At 72.5% G+C, this 16,147-nt stretch carries 17 protein-coding genes; 11 read left to right on the forward strand and 6 right to left on the reverse strand.

Annotated features, from left to right (window positions below; genetic code table 11):
* Positions 1-40: 40 nt before the first annotated feature.
* The 4 genes from AFM16_RS06335 to AFM16_RS06350 all read right to left on the reverse strand — a co-directional run bounded on the left by AFM16_RS06335 (position 41) and on the right by AFM16_RS06350 (position 4,002).
* The gene (locus AFM16_RS06335; RefSeq protein WP_078632714.1) at positions 41-1,132 is read right to left on the reverse strand and encodes an acyl-CoA dehydrogenase family protein; all 1,092 of its coding nucleotides are present in this window, start codon (positions 1,130-1,132) and stop codon (positions 41-43) included.
* Positions 1,129-2,313, reverse strand: coding sequence for an acyl-CoA dehydrogenase family protein (locus tag AFM16_RS06340; RefSeq protein ID WP_078632715.1), 1,185 nt, complete (start codon positions 2,311-2,313; stop codon positions 1,129-1,131). The genes AFM16_RS06335 and AFM16_RS06340 overlap by 4 nt, the downstream gene beginning before the upstream one ends.
* Positions 2,310-3,287 carry an NADPH:quinone oxidoreductase family protein gene (locus AFM16_RS06345; RefSeq protein WP_078632716.1) on the reverse strand — a complete coding sequence of 326 codons (978 nt, stop codon included), beginning with the start codon at positions 3,285-3,287 and terminating at the stop codon, positions 2,310-2,312. Before AFM16_RS06345 ends, AFM16_RS06340 begins: the two co-directional genes overlap by 4 nt.
* A 142-nt stretch (positions 3,288-3,429) precedes the next feature.
* Positions 3,430-4,002: a helix-turn-helix domain-containing protein gene (locus AFM16_RS06350; RefSeq protein ID WP_078632717.1), complete on the reverse strand. Its 573-nt coding sequence runs from the start codon at positions 4,000-4,002 to the stop codon at positions 3,430-3,432.
* A 65-nt stretch (positions 4,003-4,067) separates the two neighbouring features.
* Between AFM16_RS06350 and AFM16_RS06355 the strand changes: the two genes are divergently transcribed.
* From AFM16_RS06355 to AFM16_RS06375, 5 genes are all read left to right on the forward strand, one after another.
* On the forward strand, positions 4,068-5,021 hold the full coding sequence (locus tag AFM16_RS06355; RefSeq protein ID WP_078632718.1) for an NAD(P)/FAD-dependent oxidoreductase: 954 nt from the start codon (positions 4,068-4,070) through the stop codon (positions 5,019-5,021).
* A 58-nt stretch (positions 5,022-5,079) separates the two neighbouring features.
* Positions 5,080-6,618 (forward strand): ATP-dependent DNA ligase, encoded by a 1,539-nt coding sequence (locus tag AFM16_RS06360; protein WP_078632719.1) that lies wholly within the window; start codon positions 5,080-5,082, stop codon positions 6,616-6,618.
* Positions 6,615-7,079 carry an NUDIX hydrolase gene (locus tag AFM16_RS06365; protein ID WP_030786270.1) on the forward strand — a complete coding sequence of 155 codons (465 nt, stop codon included), beginning with the start codon at positions 6,615-6,617 and terminating at the stop codon, positions 7,077-7,079. Before AFM16_RS06360 ends, AFM16_RS06365 begins: the two co-directional genes overlap by 4 nt.
* 71 nt (positions 7,080-7,150) lie before the next feature.
* Complete coding sequence (locus AFM16_RS06370; RefSeq protein ID WP_078632720.1) at positions 7,151-8,536, forward strand: NADP-dependent succinic semialdehyde dehydrogenase; 1,386 nt, start codon at positions 7,151-7,153, stop codon at positions 8,534-8,536.
* Positions 8,537-8,561: 25 nt separating this feature from the next.
* Positions 8,562-8,798 (forward strand): DUF6213 family protein, encoded by a 237-nt coding sequence (locus AFM16_RS06375; protein WP_030786258.1) that lies wholly within the window; start codon positions 8,562-8,564, stop codon positions 8,796-8,798.
* 35 nt (positions 8,799-8,833) lie between these two features.
* Here AFM16_RS06375 and AFM16_RS06380 read toward each other — a convergent pair whose 3' ends face one another.
* Positions 8,834-10,060, reverse strand: a complete 1,227-nt coding sequence (locus tag AFM16_RS06380; protein WP_030786255.1) for an acyl-CoA dehydrogenase family protein — start codon at positions 10,058-10,060, stop codon at positions 8,834-8,836.
* Between the two features lie 170 nt (positions 10,061-10,230).
* Between AFM16_RS06380 and AFM16_RS06385 the strand changes: the two genes are divergently transcribed.
* Entirely contained in the window at positions 10,231-10,875 is a 645-nt protein-coding gene (locus AFM16_RS06385) for a TetR/AcrR family transcriptional regulator (protein ID WP_030786251.1), read from the forward strand.
* A 25-nt stretch (positions 10,876-10,900) separates the two neighbouring features.
* Here the strand turns inward: AFM16_RS06385 and def are convergent, their stop codons facing one another.
* Positions 10,901-11,461 carry a peptide deformylase gene (gene def, locus AFM16_RS06390; protein WP_030786249.1) on the reverse strand — a complete coding sequence of 187 codons (561 nt, stop codon included), beginning with the start codon at positions 11,459-11,461 and terminating at the stop codon, positions 10,901-10,903.
* A 156-nt stretch (positions 11,462-11,617) separates the two neighbouring features.
* Between def and AFM16_RS06395 the strand changes: the two genes are divergently transcribed.
* The 5 genes from AFM16_RS06395 to AFM16_RS38445 all read left to right on the forward strand — a co-directional run bounded on the left by AFM16_RS06395 (position 11,618) and on the right by AFM16_RS38445 (position 16,138).
* A complete protein-coding gene (locus AFM16_RS06395) occupies positions 11,618-12,856 on the forward strand; it encodes a MurT ligase domain-containing protein (protein WP_030786247.1) in 1,239 nt (412 codons plus the stop codon).
* Between the two features lie 20 nt (positions 12,857-12,876).
* Complete coding sequence (locus tag AFM16_RS06400; protein ID WP_030786243.1) at positions 12,877-13,605, forward strand: type 1 glutamine amidotransferase; 729 nt, start codon at positions 12,877-12,879, stop codon at positions 13,603-13,605.
* 204 nt (positions 13,606-13,809) lie between these two features.
* Positions 13,810-14,835: a 6-phosphofructokinase gene (locus tag AFM16_RS06405; protein ID WP_030786240.1), complete on the forward strand. Its 1,026-nt coding sequence runs from the start codon at positions 13,810-13,812 to the stop codon at positions 14,833-14,835.
* Between the two features lie 119 nt (positions 14,836-14,954).
* Positions 14,955-15,905: a cytochrome c oxidase assembly protein gene (locus tag AFM16_RS06410; RefSeq protein ID WP_078632721.1), complete on the forward strand. Its 951-nt coding sequence runs from the start codon at positions 14,955-14,957 to the stop codon at positions 15,903-15,905.
* A 62-nt stretch (positions 15,906-15,967) separates the two neighbouring features.
* Entirely contained in the window at positions 15,968-16,138 is a 171-nt protein-coding gene (locus tag AFM16_RS38445) for a hypothetical protein (RefSeq protein ID WP_030786234.1), read from the forward strand.
* The last annotated feature ends 9 nt before the right edge of the window (positions 16,139-16,147 follow it).

The following is a 16,147-nucleotide window of genomic DNA, read 5'->3' on the forward strand; positions in this document are numbered from 1 at the left end:
AAGCCCGCCCCGGCCCGGGGCGGGCTTCGCCGCGTGACGCTCAGGGCGCGCGCAGGTCGACCAGTTCGGCCAGCGCCTCGCGGTGGGCGCCCGCCGTGCCGTAGGCGATCGAGTCGGCCTTGGCCCGCTTGAGGCACAGGTGGACGGGGTGTTCCCAGGTCATGCCGATGCCGCCGTGCAGTTGCAGGGCCTCCTCGGCGGCCCGGACGGCGACGGACGCCGCGTACGCCTGGGCGACGGCGACCGCCACGTCGATGTCATGGCCGGTGGCGAGCGCGTCGGCGGCGCCCCGGGCGGCGGCCCGCAGGTTGACGACCTCCAGCCAGAGCTGGGCGAGCCGGTGCTTGAGCGCCTGGAAGCCGCCGACCGGACGGTTGAACTGCTTGCGGTCCTTGAGATAGCGGACGGTCTCGGTCAACGCCCAGTCGGCGAGCCCGAGTTGTTCGGAGGCGAGCAGCCCGGCACCGGCCGACAGCGCGCGCCGCACGGCGGGTTCGGCGTCCCCGATCCGGCGGCCCGCGGCACCGGTGAGGGTGACGGTGGCGAGCGGGCGGGTCAGGTCGAGGGAGATCTGCGGGGTGACGGTCGCGTCGGCGGCCTCGACCGCGTACAGCCCGCCGTCGGCGGCGGGCACCAGCAGCACGTCGGCGGCCGCCGCGTCCGCGATGCCGGTCAACTCGCCGTGCAGGGCGCCCGCTTCGAGGCGTACGGCCGGGAAGGCGGCGCCGGGGGCGGTGTGGAGGCCGACCGCGAGCACGCCGACGGTTCGCCCCGACGCCAGCCGTCCGAGCAGTTCCTCGTCCTGGCAGGCGAGCAGCGCCTCGGTGGCGACCACGGCACTGGTCAGATACGGCACGGGCGCGACCGCGCGGCCCAACTCCTCCAGGACGACGGCGGCTTCGCGGTGCGTGGCGCCCTGTCCGCCCTGCGCCTCGGGGATCAGCAGTCCGGCCAGCCCCATCCCGTCGGCCAGCGCCTTCCAGGCGGCCGGGTCGTGCGGGGCGTCGGACTCGGCGCGCGCGATGACCGAGGGCGCGTCGCAGTGGTCGGCCAGCAGATCCCGTACGGCCGCGCGCAGCGCCTCTTCCTCCTCCGAGTACAGCAGGTCGGGCTGCGTCGGCTGCGGCTTCATCGGGACAGGTCCTTCCACGCGACGTCCTTGTCGGTGCGCGGTTCGGCGGGCAGGCCCAGAACGCGCTCGGCGACGATGTTCAGCAGGACCTCGCTGGTCCCGCCCTCGATGCTGTTGCCCTTGGAGCGAAGGTAGCGGTAGCCGGCGTCCCGGCCGGTGAAGTCGACCAGTTCCGGACGGCGCATGGTCCAGTCGTCGTACAACAGCCCTTCCTCGCCGCGCAGTTCGACCTCCAGGCCGCTGATCTCCTGGTTGAGGCGGGCGAAGGCGAGTTTCATACCGGAGCCCTCGTAGCCGGGCTGGCCCGCGACGAGCTGCTGGCGCAGGCGCTCGGCGGTGAGGCGGGCGACCTCGGCCTCGACCCACAGCTTCAGCAGCCGCTGGTGCAGATCGTGGGTGCGCAGCTCGGGGCGCTCGCGCCAGGTGCGGGAGACGGGGCCGATCATGCCGCCCTCGCGGGGCAGCCGCATGCCGCCGATGGAGACGCGCTCGTTCATCAGGGTGGTCTGCGCGACGCGCCAGCCGTCGCCGACCTCGCCGAGGCGGCGGGAGTCGGGGATGCGGACGTCGGTGAGGAAGACCTCGTTGAACTCGGCCTCACCGGTGATCTGGCGCAGCGGCCGCACCTCGACGCCGGGGTCGGTCATGTCGCAGACGAAGTAGGTGATACCGGCGTGCTTGGGCACGTCCGGGTCGGTGCGGGCGATGAGGATGGCCCAGCGGGCGACATGGGCGCTGGAGGTCCACACCTTCTGCCCGTTGACCACCCAGGTGTCGCCCTCGCGGACCGCCCGGGTGCCGAGGGCGGCCAGGTCGGAGCCGGCGCCCGGCTCGCTGAAGAGCTGGCACCAGACCTCCTCCCCCACCCACAGGGGCCGCAGGAAGCGCTGTTTCTGTTCCTCGGTGCCGTACTTCAGGAGGGTCGGCGCGGCCATGCCGAGGCCGATGCCGATCCGGCGCGGGTCGTTGTCGGGGGCGCCGGCGGCCTCCAGCTCGGTGTCCACGACGGCCTGGAGGGAGCGCGGCGCGCCGAGTCCGCCGAGGCCCTCCGGGTAGTGCACCCAGGCCAGGCCCGCGTCGTAGCGGGCCTTGAGGAAGTCGAGGCGGTCGGTGGTGGCGGGCGGGTGCGCGGCCAGCAACTCGGCTGTGCGGCGCGTGAGTTCGGCGGCGTCGATCGTCATGCGGCGGCTCCGTTCCGCAGCGACGGTACGACGGCGACCCGGCCGGTGGTGGTGCCGTCGGCGACCCGCTGCACGGCGGCGGCCGCCCCGGCGAGCGGGACGCGCTCGCTGATCAGCGGCTTGATCGCGCCGCGCGCGGCCAGCTCGGTGAGCTGCTCGTGGCAGCGCAGGACGAGCTTGGGGTTCTTGGTGTTGTACAGGCCCCAGTGCAGGCCGAGGATCGAGTAGTTCTTGACCAGGGCGTGGTTCAGGGCGGGGCTCGGGATGGTCCCGCTGGCGAAGCCGACGACCACGATCCGGCCCTCGAAGGCGACGACCTTGGTGGACTGCGTGTAGGCGTCGCCGCCGACGGGGTCGTAGATCACGTCCGCGCCCCGGCCGCCGGTGGCCTCCTTCACGGCGGCGACGACGTCCTCGGCACGGCGGTCGATCACCACGTCACAGCCCGCCTCCCGGGCCGCGGCGGCCTTGTCGGCGCCGCCGACGACCCCGATGACCCGGGCGCCGGCGGCCTTGCCGAGCTGGACGGCCGCGGTGCCGACGCCGCCCGCGGCGGCGTGCACGAGCAGGGTCTCGCCGGCTTCGAGCCCGGCCCGCCGGTGCAGCCCGAACCAGCCGGTCTGGTAGCCGATGTGCAGGGCGGCGGCCTCGGCGTCGTCCAGCGCGTCGGGGGCGGGCAGCAGGGCGGCGGCGTCCGCGACGGCGTACTCGGCGAAACCGCCGTACGGCAGGGCCGGGTTGGCGATGACGCGGCGGCCGTCCTCGGTCTCGCCGCAGATCTCCACGCCCGGGGTGAAGGGCAGCGGCGGGCGGACCTGGTAGTGGCCGCGGCACATCAGCGCGTCCGGGAAGTTGACGTTCGCGGCGCGCACCCTGAGCAGGACCTGGCCGTCGCCGGGCGTGGGCCGCTCCACCTCCTCGAGCCGCATCACCTCGCTCGGCTCGCCGTTCTCGTGCACCTGCCATGCCTGCATGCGGAGCCTCCACGGGACTGCGTCGTCCGACCGGCGTTCCCGACCGGCGTGCCCGGACGGTGTTCCGACCGGGGTCGATCGCATACTAAGCGGTCGCTTGCCGATCAGGGAACAGCGGAACCCGGGGAAACAGCCGGACGTGTCACGCCCCCGACGGCCGCGCCCGTACGTGCATCCGCTCGCCCTGCGGCCCGAAGAGGCTCAGGAACTCCGCCGGGCCCTCCCCCGTCGACCCGAACCAGTGCGGCACGCGCGTGTCGAACTCGGCCGCCTCGCCCGCCGTCATCACCACGTCGTGCTCGCCGAGCACCACCCGCAGCCGCCCGGACAGCACGTACAGCCATTCGTAGCCCTCGTGGGTGCGCGGCTCCGGCTCCTCGTCGCGCCGCGGGACCAGCACCTTGAACGCCTGGAGGCCGCCCGGCTGCCGGGTCAGCGGCCAGAAGGTGCGCCCGTGCCGCACCAGCGGCCGGGAGCGCACCCGCGGGTCGCCCACCGGCGGGGCGCCGACCAGCTCGTCCAGCGGCACCTGGTGGGCCTGCGCGATCGGCAGCAGCAGCTCCAGGCTGGGCTTGCGCAGCCCCGACTCCAGCCGGGACAGCGTGCTGACCGAGATGCCGGTCGTCTCGGACAGCGCCGCGAGGGTCACCTCCCGCTCCTTCCGGATCCGGCGCAGCCGGGGCCCCACCTCCGCCAGAACATCGTCAGCACTCATGTCTCTTATTGCAGGATCGGCAAAGAGGTTTGTCAATCCCGCGCCTGCGGAGCGACCGTGGCGGCATGACCGAGACATACGACGAGGCAGACGAGACATACGAAGTGATCGTGATCGGCGGCGGCGCGGCGGGCCTCTCCGCGGCCCTGGTCCTCGGCCGGGCGCGCCGCCGCACCCTGGTGGTCGACGCGGGCGAGCCGCGCAACGCGCCCGCCGCCCACATGCACGGCTATCTGACCCGGGACGGCATGGCGCCGGCCGACTTCCTGGCCGCCGGACGCGAGGAGATCGCCCGCTACGGCGTGGATCTGGTCCGGGACCGGGCGGTGGACGTCGTGCGGGACACGGACTTCGCCGTCGTCCTCGCGGGCGGGCGGACCGTACGGGCCCGGCAGCTCGTCGTCGCCACCGGGCTGAAGGACGAGCTGCCGCCGCTGCCGGGGCTCGCCGAGCGGTTCGGCCGCGATGTGCTGCACTGCCCGTACTGCCACGGCTGGGAGGTCCGCGACCGGGCCTTCGGAGTCCTCGCGACCACCCCGCTGAGCGTGCACCAGGCGCTGATGGTGAGCCAGTGGTCGAAGGACGTGACCCTGTTCCTGCACACGGTCGCCGAGGCGGACCTGTCCGACGACGACCTGCGCCGACTGGCGGCGGCGGGCGTGCGCGTGGTCCCCGGCGAGGTGTCCGGGCTGACCGTCGCCGACGACCGGCTGACCGCCGTCCGCCTCCAGGACGGCACGGAGTACGACCGCGAGGTGCTGTTCGTCGCGCCGCGCGCGGTACCCCGCACGGACCTCCCGGCCCGGCTGGGCGCCGAGATGACGGAGACACCCTTCGGCGCGTATCCGGTGGTCGACGCCCAGGGCAGGACCACCGTCCCCGGCCTCTGGGCGGCGGGCAACGTCTCCGGCTTCGCCGAACAGGTCGTCAACGCCGCCAGCCGCGGCTACCGGTCCGGCGCGGCGATCAACGGGGAGCTGCTGATGGCGGATCTGGACGCGGCGGCGGAGCGCAGGTAGGCCCGCTGCCCCGAGCCGCGCGGGTGTGCGCCCGCGTCCGGCGTTGCACCATGGCTGCATGCTGCTCGCCCGGCTCGCCGATGTGTCCCGGGAGGTCGCGGCCGCCTCGGCCCGCTCCCGGAAGATCGCCCTGCTCGCCGAACTGTTCCGGGAGGCGGAGGCCGAGGAGGCGCCCGTCGTCATCCCGTATCTGGCCGGGCGGCTCCCGCAGGGGCGGCTCGGGGTCGGCTGGAAGACGCTGAGCCGTCCGGCCGCCCCGGCCGCCGAGCCCACGCTGACCGTGCGCGCGGTGGACGCCCTGCTCACCGAGCTGGGCCAGGTGTCCGGGCCCGGTTCGCAGGCCGAACGGGCGCGGCTGGTCGGGGAGTTGATGGGCGCCGCCACCGCCGAGGAGCAGCGCTTCCTGCTCGGTCTGCTCACCGGCGAGGTCCGGCAGGGCGCCCTGGACGCGGTGGCCGTCGAGGGCCTCGCCCAGGCCACCGGGGCGCCCCCGGCGGACGTACGGCGGGCGGTGATGCTCGCGGGCTCGCTGAGCGCGGTGGCGCGGGCGCTGCTCGCGGAGGGGCCGGAGGCGCTCGCGGCGTTCCGGCTCACCGTCGGCCGCCCGGTGCTGCCGATGCTCGCGCACACCGCGTCCTCGGTCACCGAGGCGGTCGGCAAGCTCGGTGCCTGCGCGGTGGAGGAGAAGCTGGACGGCATCCGGGTGCAGGTGCACCGCGACGGCGACACCGTCCGGGTCTGGACCCGCACGCTGGACGACATCACCGACCGGCTCCCTGAACTGACCACACTGGCAAGCGAACTGACAGTTCGTCGGTTCGTGCTCGACGGCGAGGTCATCGCACTCGGCGCCGACGGCCGTCCCCGTTCCTTCCAGGAGACGGCCGGCCGGGTCGGCTCCCGGGTGGACGTGGCGGCGGCCGCCGAGGCGGTCCCGGTCTCCCCCGTCTTCTTCGACGTGCTGTCGGTCGACGGCCGCGACCTGCTCGACCTGCCGTTCGCCGAGCGGCACGCGGAGCTGGCCCGGCTGGTCCCGGAGCCGATGCGGGTGCGCCGTACGGTCGTCACCGGCCCGGCGGACGCGCCCGCGGCGGAGGAGTTCCTGAAGGACACCCTGCTGCGCGGCCACGAGGGGGTCGTGGTCAAGTCCCTGGACGCCCCGTACAGCGCGGGCCGGCGCGGCGCGTCCTGGCTGAAGGTCAAGCCCGTGCACACCCTCGACCTGGTGGTGCTGGCCGCCGAGTGGGGCCACGGCCGGCGCACCGGCAAGCTGTCCAACCTGCACCTCGGCGCGCGCACCGCGGACGGCGGCTTCGCCATGCTCGGCAAGACCTTCAAGGGCATGACCGACGCCCTCCTCACCTGGCAGACCGAGCGGCTCCAGGGCCTCGCCGAGCAGGAGCATCCGTGGGGCGTCACCGTGCGCCCCGAACTCGTCGTGGAGATCGCCTACGACGGTCTCCAGCGCTCCACCCGCTACCCGGCCGGGGTCACCCTGAGGTTCGCGCGGGTGCTGCGCTACCGCGAGGACAAGCGGCCCGGGGAGGCCGACACCGTGGAAACGCTGCTGGCCGCCCATCCGGAGGTACGGCCGTGACCGTCCGGCGCAGCGCCGGCCTGCTGCTGTTCCGCCGCACGGGCACCGGTCTCGAAGTCCTGCTGGGCCATATGGGCGGCCCCTATTTCGCACGGAAGGACGCGGGCGCCTGGACCGTGCCCAAGGGCGAGTACGAGCCCGACGAGCCCGCCTGGGAGGCCGCCCGGCGCGAGTTCCGCGAGGAGCTGGGGCTGGCCCCGCCCGACGGCGAGGCGATCGCGCTCGGGGAGGTCCGGCAGACGAACGGCAAGATCGTCACCGTATGGGCGATCGAGGCGGATCTCGATCCGGGGGCGGTCGTGCCCGGGACCTTCACCATGGAGTGGCCGCCGCGGTCCGGGCGGCAGCGGGAGTTCCCCGAGCTGGACCGGGTCGCCTGGTTCGGTGTGGAAGCGGCGCGTGCGGTGATCGTCACGGCGCAGGCCGCGTTTCTGGACCGGCTGGCGGAGCACCCGGTGTGACGTCCACGCGTTGCGCCGTCCGGTGCGGCGCGGGAAGGTCGAAGCACAGCCAGCTCTGCGGGAGGTCGGTCATGCCCATCGCGACGGTGAATCCGGCGAACGGCGAGACGGTCAAGACGTACGAGGCCATGGGCGAGGAGGAGCTGGAACGCCGGCTCCAGCTCGCCGAGGCCACGTTCCGGACGTACCGGACGACATCGTCCGAGGAGCGGGCGCGGCTGCTGAACCGGGCCGCCGACCTGCTGGACGAGGACGCGCCGGAGATCGGCCGGGTCATGACGACCGAGATGGGCAAGCCGGTCAGGCAGGCCCGCGCGGAGGCCGCGAAGTGCGCGAAGGCGATGCGCTGGTACGCGGGGCGCGCGGCGGAGCTGCTGGCCGACGAGCATCCGGCGGAGGCGGACGTACGCGACTCCGGCGCGTCCCGCGCCCTGGTGCGCTACCGGCCGCTGGGGCCGGTGCTCGCGGTGATGCCGTGGAACTTCCCGCTCTGGCAGGTGGTGCGGTTCGCGGCGCCCGCGCTGATGGCCGGGAACGTGGGGCTGCTCAAGCACGCCTCGAACGTCCCGCAGACCGCCCTGTATCTGGAGGACCTCTTCCACCGGGCCGGCTTCACCGAGGGTGTCTTCCAGACGCTGCTGATCGGATCGGGCGCGGTGGACGAGATCCTGCGCGACGAACGGGTGAAGGCGGCCACGCTGACCGGCAGCGAGCCGGCCGGGCGGGCCGTCGCCTCCACGGCCGGGGAGATGGTGAAGAAGACGGTCCTGGAGCTGGGCGGCAGCGATCCGTTCGTCGTCATGCCGTCCGCCGACGTCGAGCGGGCCGCCGAGGTCGCGGTCACCGCCCGGGTGCAGAACAACGGCCAGTCGTGCATCGCCGCCAAGCGGTTCATCGTCCACTCGGACGTGTACGACGCGTTCATCGAGCGGTTCACCGAAGGGATGAAGGCGCTGCGGGTCGGCGACCCGCAGGCGGAGGACACCGACATCGGCCCGCTGGCGACCGAGCAGGGCCGGGCCGATCTGGAGGAGCTGGTGGACGACGCGCGGCGCGGCGGCGCGAGCGTGCTGTGCGGCGGCGAACGTCCCGACGGTCCCGGCTGGTACTACCCGCCGACCGTGCTCGCCGGGGTCGGCCGTGAGATGCGCATCCACCGCGAGGAGGCGTTCGGGCCGGTCGCGACGGTGTACCGGGCGGACGGCCTGGACGAGGCGGTGCTCATCGCCAACGACTCGCCGTTCGGCCTGAGTTCCAACGTATGGACGCGCGACGAGGCGGAGGTGGACCGGTTCGTCCGGGATCTGGAGGCCGGCGGCGTGTTCGTCAACGGGATGACGGCGTCCCATCCGGCCCTGCCGTTCGGCGGGGTGAAGCGGTCCGGGTACGGGCGTGAGCTGTCCGGGCACGGAATCCGGGAGTTCTGCAACATCACCACGGTTTGGCACGGTGCGTGAGCGCCGCGCGGCTACGATCCCGGATGTGAACCGCGAAGTGACTCTGCCTCTGATCGTCGACGACCGGGGGACCTTGCAGGTGTCGGCCGCCGACGTCAGCAAACTGCTCCGCACGCTGGGCGGTCGGTGGCTGCATCTGGTCGAGGCGGGCGCGGACGGACTCGACGAGGACACGGTGGCCGCGCTGACCATCGAGCTGGCGAAGCTGGCCGACCGGATCGACGTCGCGTGCATCGCGCACAGCAGCGGGGGCACGGCGTAACCCGTACCCCCCGCCGCCGTACGGCGCGGTCGCGGCTAGCGGATCGGCATTCCCGAGAGCGTGCGGGCGATCACCAGGCGCTGGATCTCGCTCGTCCCCTCGAAGATCGTGTAGATGGCGCTGTCGCGGTGCATCCGCTCGACCGGGTACTCGCGCGTGTAGCCGTTGCCGCCGAGGATCTGGACGGCCTGCGCGGTGACCTTCTTGGCGGTCTCGCTGGCGTAGAGCTTGGACATCGAGCCCTCGGCCGCGGTGAACGGCTTGCCGCTGATCGCCATCCAGGACGCCCGCCACACCAGCAGCCGGGCCGCGTCGATCTGGGTGCGCATGTCGGCGAGCTGGAACGCGACGCCCTGGTTGTCGATGATCGGGCGCCCGAACTGCTCACGCGTCTTCGCGTAGTCGAGGGCGACCTCGTAGGCGGCGCGGGCCGTGCCGACGGCCATGGCGCCGACCGCCGGGCGGGACGCCTCGAACGTCGCCATCGCGGCGTTCTTCACCCGCTCGCCGCCGGCCTTGGCCCGCTCCCGGGCGCGGGCGAGGCGCTCGTCGAGCTTCTCCTTGCCGCCGAGCAGGCAGGAGCCGGGCACCCGCACCTGGTCGAGGATGACCTCGGCGGTGTGCGAGGCGCGGATGCCGTGCTTCTTGAACTTCTGGCCCTGGGCGAGGCCCGGGGTGCCCGGCGGGACGATGAAGGAGGCGTGCCCCTTGGAGCCCAGCTCGGGGTCGACGACGGCCACCACGACATGGACGTTGGCGATGCCGCCGTTGGTCGCCCAGGTCTTCGTGCCGTTGATCACCCACTCGTCCTTGGCCTCGTCGTACACGGCCCGCGTGCGCAGGGAGGCCACGTCGGAGCCGGCGTCGGGCTCGGAGGAGCAGAACGCGGCGACCTTGACGTCATTGGCGTCGCCGTACATCTGGGGGATCCAGGTGCCGATCTGTTCCTCGGTGCCGTTGGCGAGGACTCCCACCGCGGCCAGTCCGGTGCCCACAATGGACAGGGCGATGCCCGCGTCGCCCCAGAACAGCTCCTCCATGGCCATCGGGATACCGAGCCCGGTGGGGTCGAAGTACTGCTGCGCGTAGAAGTCGAGGGAGTAGATGCCGACCTTCGCCGCCTCCTGGATGACCGGCCAGGGAGTCTCCTCACGCTCGTCCCATTCGGCGGCCGCGGGGCGGATCACGTCGGCCGCGAAGCCGTGCAGCCAGTCCCGGACCTCCTTCTGTTCGTCGTTGAGCTCCATGGTGAACTCGGCCATGTCCCCTCCAGCGGCGGGCGTGCGTGTTACTAGCGGTAACCCGAAGTCTGTTACTCGCAAGTAAGGAATGTCAACTCCTGACGACGGGTCGGCAGCCCGTTCGATGCGAGAGGGCCGTCAAGTGTTAGTTTGCGCAGGCGTCACCGAATCAGCACGGGTGGGGAGAGCACATGGACACCACACAGCGGACCGAGCAGCAGAGGTCCGCCGACCGCCGTCGGCGCGAGCTGCTGGAGGCCGCGGACCGGGTGGTGCTGCGCGACGGACCACAAGCCTCCATGAACGCCATCGCCGCCGAGGCCGGCATCACCAAGCCGATCCTCTACCGCCACTTCGGTGACAAGGGCGGGCTCTACGCCGCCCTCGCCAAGCGGCACACGGACGCCCTGCTGGGCTCGCTGCGGGCGGCGCTGGACGCCCCCGCCGAGCGCCGCGAGCGGGTCGAGTCCACCCTCGACACCTACCTGGCCGCGATCGAGGCCCGCCCCCAGGTGTACCGCTTCCTGATGCACCCCTCCGAGGGCGGCCAGGGCGGGGACCAGGGCTTCGACGTCGGCAAGCACTCCGCCCCGCTGCTGCGCCGGATGGGCGAGGAGCTGGCCCAGGTCATCGAGGAGCGCGTCGACCTCGGACCGGGCAGCCAGCAGCTCGCCCGGGTGTGGGGACACGGGATCGTCGGGATGATGCACGCGGCCGGCGACTGGTGGCTGGGCGAGCGCCCCTGCTCCCGCGCCGAGCTGGTGCGCAGCCTCGCCGACCTGCTGTGGGGCCGTCTCGCGGCCGCCGGCGACAAGATCGGCGGCCCGGGCTTCTGAGCACCGCCCGGCACCGGCACGCGTTCTAGGAGCCCCGGTTCCAGGAGCCCCGGTTCCAGGGCGCCCGCGCCACCTGGCGCAGCAGCCGGCGTTTCCGCCACCCCTCCACCCGGTCCGCGTACACCGTTCCCGCCAGATGGTCGCACTCGTGCTGCAAGCATCTGGCAAAGAATCCGGTGCCGTGGATCCGTACGCGGTCGCCCGTCATGGTGTGTCCCTCGACCACGGCGTGGTCGTGGCGTTCCGTCCCCGCCTCCAGGCCCGGCAGGGACAGACACCCCTCGGGACCGCGCAGCACGATGCCGTCCGCCGCCACCAGACGGGGGTTCACCACATGGCCGACATGACGGACGTCCTCGTCGTCGGGACAGTCGTAGACGAACACGCTGAGCGGTTCACCCACCTGGTTGGCGGCGAGGCCCACGCCCTGGGCGGCGTACATCGTGGCGAACATGTCCTCCACGAGTCGGGCGAGTTCCGGACCGAAGTCGGTGACCTGTCGGCAGGGTTCCCGAAGGACGGGGTCACCGAGCAGAGTGAGAGGCCGGACATGCCCGTGGGCGCCCGGGATGGAGCCGTGTCGCATGGCGGCAAGGGTACGGTCCTTTCTGACACGCGCATGCCGCACGGGCGTGGGACGATGCCGCGATTCGGGAGTGTGAATGGATCTCGATAGGCTGACCACCCACCACGGTGCCGTACGGCGAAGGCGCGGCGCGTACGCAAGGAGGATCGAGAACTGATGGCAGGCAACTCGGACCCGCTCACGCCGCGGGCGAAGATCGCCGTGACCGCGGGCAAGGCGGTCGCTGCGGCATCCCGCGCGGCCGGACGCGGCAGCGGCTCGGTGATCGGTGGCCGGGTGGCCCTCAAACTCGACCCCGACCTGCTCGCCCGCCTCGCCCAGAACCTGGACGTCGTCCTGGTCTCGGCGACCAACGGCAAGACCACCACCACCCGGCTCATCGCCGAGGCCCTGCGCGCCGCCGGGCCGGTCGTGTCCAACGCGCTCGGCGCCAACATGCCGGCCGGCATCACCTCGGCCCTCGCCGGCGGCTCCGAGGCCAGATACGGCGTCATCGAGGTCGACGAGAAGTACCTCGCGGGCGTCGCCCGGGACACCGACCCCAAGTGCATCGCCCTGCTGAACCTCTCCCGCGACCAGCTCGACCGCGCCGCCGAGACCCGGATGCTCGCGGAGAACTGGCGCGAGGGCCTGGCCGGTTCCAAGGCCGTCGTGGTCGCCAACGCCGACGACCCGCTGGTGGTGTGGGCCGCGTCCTCCTCCCCCAACGTGGTCTGGGTGGCCGCCGGGCAGATGTGGAAGGACGACGCCTGGTCGTGCCCGTCCTGCGGCGGTGTCATGCAGCGCCCCGGCGACGACTGGTTCTGCGGCGAGTGCGGATTCCGCCGGCCGCAGCCGAGCTGGGCACTGTCCGGGGACCACGTCCTCGACCCGCACGGCTCCGCCTGGCCGATCCGGCTCCAGCTCCCGGGGCGCGCCAACAAGGCCAACGCCGCCTCCTCGGCCGCCGTCGCCGCCGTGTTCGGGGTGCCGCCGCAGGTCGCGCTGGAGCGCATGTACCAGGTGCAGGCCGTGGCCGGCCGCTACGACGTCGTCCAGTTCATGGACCGCGACCTGCGGCTGCTGCTCGCCAAGAACCCCGCGGGCTGGCTGGAGACGTTCAGCCTGATCGATCCTGCACCCGCCCCGGTCATCCTCTCGGTGAACGCGCGCGGCGCGGACGGCACCGACACCTCCTGGCTGTGGGACGTCGACTACACCCGGCTGACCGGCCACCCGATCTTCGTCGTCGGTGACCGCAAGCTGGACCTCGCCGTCCGCCTCGAGGTGGCCAACCAGCACTTCCAGGTGTGCGAGAACGTCGACCAGGCCGTGCAGCTCTGCCCGCCGGGCCGGATCGAGGTCATCGCGAACTACACCGCGTTCCAGGACCTGCGCCGCCGCGTCGGCAACTGACCACGAAGGACGACCACTTCATGAGCGACAACCAGCTTCGGATCGTCTGGGTCTACCCGGACCTGCTCAGCACCTACGGCGACCAGGGCAACGTCCTGGTCGTGGAGCGCCGGGCGCGGCAGCGCGGCCTGGACGTGGCCCGGCTCGACGTGCGCAGCGACCAGCCGATCCCGACCTCCGGCGACATCTACCTGATCGGCGGCGGCGAGGACCGGCCGCAGCGGCTCGCGGCGGAGCGGCTGCGCCGGGACGCGCATCTGTACCAGGCGGTGCAGAACGGCGCGATCGTGTTCGCGGTCTGCGCCGGCTACCAGATCCTCGGCCACGAGTTCGTCAACGACCTCGGCCAGCGCGAGCCCGGCCTCGGTCTGCTCGACGTCACCACGACCCGCGGCGAGGGCGAGCGGTGCGTCGGTGACGTGCTGGCGGACATCGACCCGCGGCTCGGGCTGCCGCAGCTCACCGGCTTCGAGAACCACCAGGGCATCACCCACCTCGGCCCGACCGCCCGGCCGTTCGCCCGCGTCCAGATCGGCAAGGGCAACGGCACCGGCGACGGCACCGAAGGGGCGTACAACGACACGGTGTTCGGCACCTACATGCACGGCCCGGTGCTGGCCCGCAACCCGCTCATCGCGGACCTGCTGCTGAAGCTGGCGCTCGACGTGAACGCGCTCCCGCCGACCGACGACCGCTGGTACGACGCCCTCCGCAACGAGCGGATCGCGGCCGCCCAGCAGCCCGCCTAGGACACCGTGCCCATCTGTGTGTTCACCCGATGTTCGGGGTGCCGTCGGCAGCCCGTCTGACAGGGCATCCGCACAGGTGAGCGGGCACGTCCAGCAGGCGGACGCGTGCTTCGGCCCCGCCCCCCGATGCCGCTAGGGTGGCGGGGTCTCGAACCGGACGGCGTGGTCCGGTTCCGGCCCACGTGGAGAAGGTTGTTTCGGGCTATGCGCATTGGTGTCCTCACGTCCGGCGGCGACTGCCCCGGCCTGAACGCCGTCATCCGGTCCGTCGTGCACCGTGCCGTCGCCGACCACGGCGACGAGGTCATCGGCTTCCGGGACGGCTGGAAGGGCCTCCTGGAGTGCGACTACCTCAAGCTCGACCTCGACGCGGTGGGCGGCATCCTCGCCCGCGGCGGCACGATCCTCGGCTCCTCCCGCGTCCAGCCCTCGCATCTGCGCGACGGTGTGGAGCGGGCCAAGGGCCATGTCCGGGAACTCGGTCTCGACGCGATCATCCCGATCGGCGGTGAGGGCACCCTCAAGGCCGCCCGGCTGATGTCCGACAGCGGTCTGCCGATCGTCGGCGTGCCGAAGACCATCGACAACGACATCGCCGTCACCGACGTCACCTTCGGCTTCGACACCGCCGTCGGGGTGGCGACCGACGCCCTCGACCGGCTGAAGACCACCGCCGAGTCCCACCAGCGGGTCCTGGTCGTCGAGGTCATGGGGCGGCACACCGGCTGGATAGCGCTCCAGTCCGGCATGGCGGCGGGCGCGCACGCGATCGTCGTACCGGAACGCCCCTTCGACATCGAGGAGCTGGCCCGGCGGGTCGGCGAGCGGTTCGAGGCGGGCAAGCGGTTCGCGATCGTCGTCGCGGCGGAGGGCGCCAAGCCGCGGCCGGGCACCATGGACTTCGACGAGGGCGGCAAGGACGTCTACGGCCACGAGCGGTTCGCCGGCATCGCCCGGCAGCTCTCCGTCGAGCTGGAGACCCGGCTCGGCAAGGAGGCCCGGCCGGTCATCCTCGGGCACGTCCAGCGCGGCGGCACCCCGACCGCCTACGACCGGGTGCTCGCCACCCGCTTCGGATGGCACGCGGTGGAGGCGGCGCACCGCGGCGACTTCGGGAAGATGACGGCGCTGCGGGGCACCGACATCGTGATGGTGCCGCTGGCCGAGGCCGTGGAGACCCTGAAGACCGTGCCCGCCGACCGCTACGCCGAGGCGCAGACCGTCCTGTAGGACGAGCCGCGTCCGACCCGCGTCCTCGACCGCCCCCGGTGACAGCAGTCGCCGGGGGCGGTTCTAGTCTGGGGGCCGCAGGAAACGCACATCCCCCCACGAATCAGGAGCCGACGGAGATGGATCACGGCGGGCACGGCATGACCATGGATCTGCCGCCGTTCACGCTGGCGCGGGGTCTTCAGTGGTCACCGGACCCGTTCTTCCTCGTCGCCTGTCTGCTGGGGCTCGGGCTCTACGCGTGGGGCGTGGTCCGGCTGCGGCGCCGGGGCGACACCTGGCCGATGGGACGGACGGTGTCGTACGCCGTCGGGGTGCTGACCATCGCGCTGGTGATGTGCACCGGACTCAACGACTACGGCATGGTCATGTTCAGCGTGCACATGGTGCAGCACATGGTGATCAGCATGCTGTCGCCCATCCTCGTCCTGCTGGGCGCGCCGGTCACGCTCGCGCTGCGCGCGCTGCCGGCGGCGGGCCGCGGCCGCAAGGGGCCGCGCGAGCTGCTGCTGGCGCTGCTGCACAGCCAGTACATGCGGATCGTCACGCACCCGGCGTTCACGATCCCGATGTTCATCGCCTCGCTCTACGCGCTGTACTTCACGCCCCTCTTCGACACCCTGATGGGCTCCCAGGTGGGGCACATCGCGATGATGGTGCACTTCCTCGCGGTCGGCGTGGTGTTCTTCTGGCCGATCATCGGAGTGGACCCGGGCCCGCACCGGCCGGGGTATCTGATGCGGATGCTGGAGCTGTTCGCGGGCATGCCGTTCCACGCGTTCTTCGGCATCGCGTTGATGATGGCGTCCGAGCCGATGGTCGAGACGTTCGAGCACCCGCCCTCCTCGCTGGGCATCGACGCGCTGTCCGACCAGACCTGGGCGGGCGGCATCGCCTGGGCGTTCAGCGAGGTCCCCTCGGTGCTGGTGCTGATCGCCCTGCTCTTCCAGTGGTACGGCTCCGAGCAGCGGCAGGCCAAGCGCAAGGACCGGGCCGCGGACCGGGACGGGGACCGGGAGCTGGAGGCATACAACGCCTATCTTGCGTCACTCGACGCACGCGGACGCTGATCCCGGGGCACCATGGAGGTGGACCCGTCCTGCGGAGGGCGGGCCTACAGGAGGGTGTCACGATGGCCGGTTCCACGGACAGCTCCACGAAGACCATGGGCGCGCTCACGCTCGGCGGACTCGTCGTCGTGACCGCCTACTCGGTGGCGCTCGGCAGCAACGGCTGGCTGTGGTTCGGCTGGGTCGTGCTCGGGCTGATCACCCTCGCACTGATCGTGACCAAGACCGGCTGACCGCCCGCC

It is taken from the genome of Streptomyces antibioticus (assembly GCF_002019855.1).
Lineage (GTDB): Bacteria > Actinomycetota > Actinomycetes > Streptomycetales > Streptomycetaceae > Streptomyces > Streptomyces antibioticus_B.

Excerpts from the sequence above, each read along its gene's own strand:
- AFM16_RS38445 (WP_030786234.1), top strand. The coding sequence starts at position 15,968 with ATGGCCGGTTCCACGGACAGCTCCACGAAGACCATGGGCGCGCTCACG.
- AFM16_RS06345 (WP_078632716.1), bottom strand. The coding sequence starts at position 3,287 with ATGCAGGCATGGCAGGTGCACGAGAACGGCGAGCCGAGCGAGGTGATG.
- AFM16_RS06395 (WP_030786247.1), top strand. The coding sequence starts at position 11,618 with ATGGCAGGCAACTCGGACCCGCTCACGCCGCGGGCGAAGATCGCCGTG.
- AFM16_RS06370 (WP_078632720.1), top strand. The coding sequence starts at position 7,151 with ATGCCCATCGCGACGGTGAATCCGGCGAACGGCGAGACGGTCAAGACG.
- AFM16_RS06385 (WP_030786251.1), top strand. The coding sequence starts at position 10,231 with ATGGACACCACACAGCGGACCGAGCAGCAGAGGTCCGCCGACCGCCGT.
- AFM16_RS06410 (WP_078632721.1), top strand. The coding sequence starts at position 14,955 with ATGGATCACGGCGGGCACGGCATGACCATGGATCTGCCGCCGTTCACG.
- AFM16_RS06350 (WP_078632717.1), bottom strand. The coding sequence starts at position 4,002 with ATGAGTGCTGACGATGTTCTGGCGGAGGTGGGGCCCCGGCTGCGCCGG.
- AFM16_RS06355 (WP_078632718.1), top strand. The coding sequence starts at position 4,068 with ATGACCGAGACATACGACGAGGCAGACGAGACATACGAAGTGATCGTG.
- def (WP_030786249.1), bottom strand. The coding sequence starts at position 11,461 with ATGCGACACGGCTCCATCCCGGGCGCCCACGGGCATGTCCGGCCTCTC.
- AFM16_RS06340 (WP_078632715.1), bottom strand. The coding sequence starts at position 2,313 with ATGACGATCGACGCCGCCGAACTCACGCGCCGCACAGCCGAGTTGCTG.
- AFM16_RS06360 (WP_078632719.1), top strand. The coding sequence starts at position 5,080 with ATGCTGCTCGCCCGGCTCGCCGATGTGTCCCGGGAGGTCGCGGCCGCC.
- AFM16_RS06380 (WP_030786255.1), bottom strand. The coding sequence starts at position 10,060 with ATGGCCGAGTTCACCATGGAGCTCAACGACGAACAGAAGGAGGTCCGG.
- AFM16_RS06335 (WP_078632714.1), bottom strand. The coding sequence starts at position 1,132 with ATGAAGCCGCAGCCGACGCAGCCCGACCTGCTGTACTCGGAGGAGGAA.
- AFM16_RS06405 (WP_030786240.1), top strand. The coding sequence starts at position 13,810 with ATGCGCATTGGTGTCCTCACGTCCGGCGGCGACTGCCCCGGCCTGAAC.
- AFM16_RS06400 (WP_030786243.1), top strand. The coding sequence starts at position 12,877 with ATGAGCGACAACCAGCTTCGGATCGTCTGGGTCTACCCGGACCTGCTC.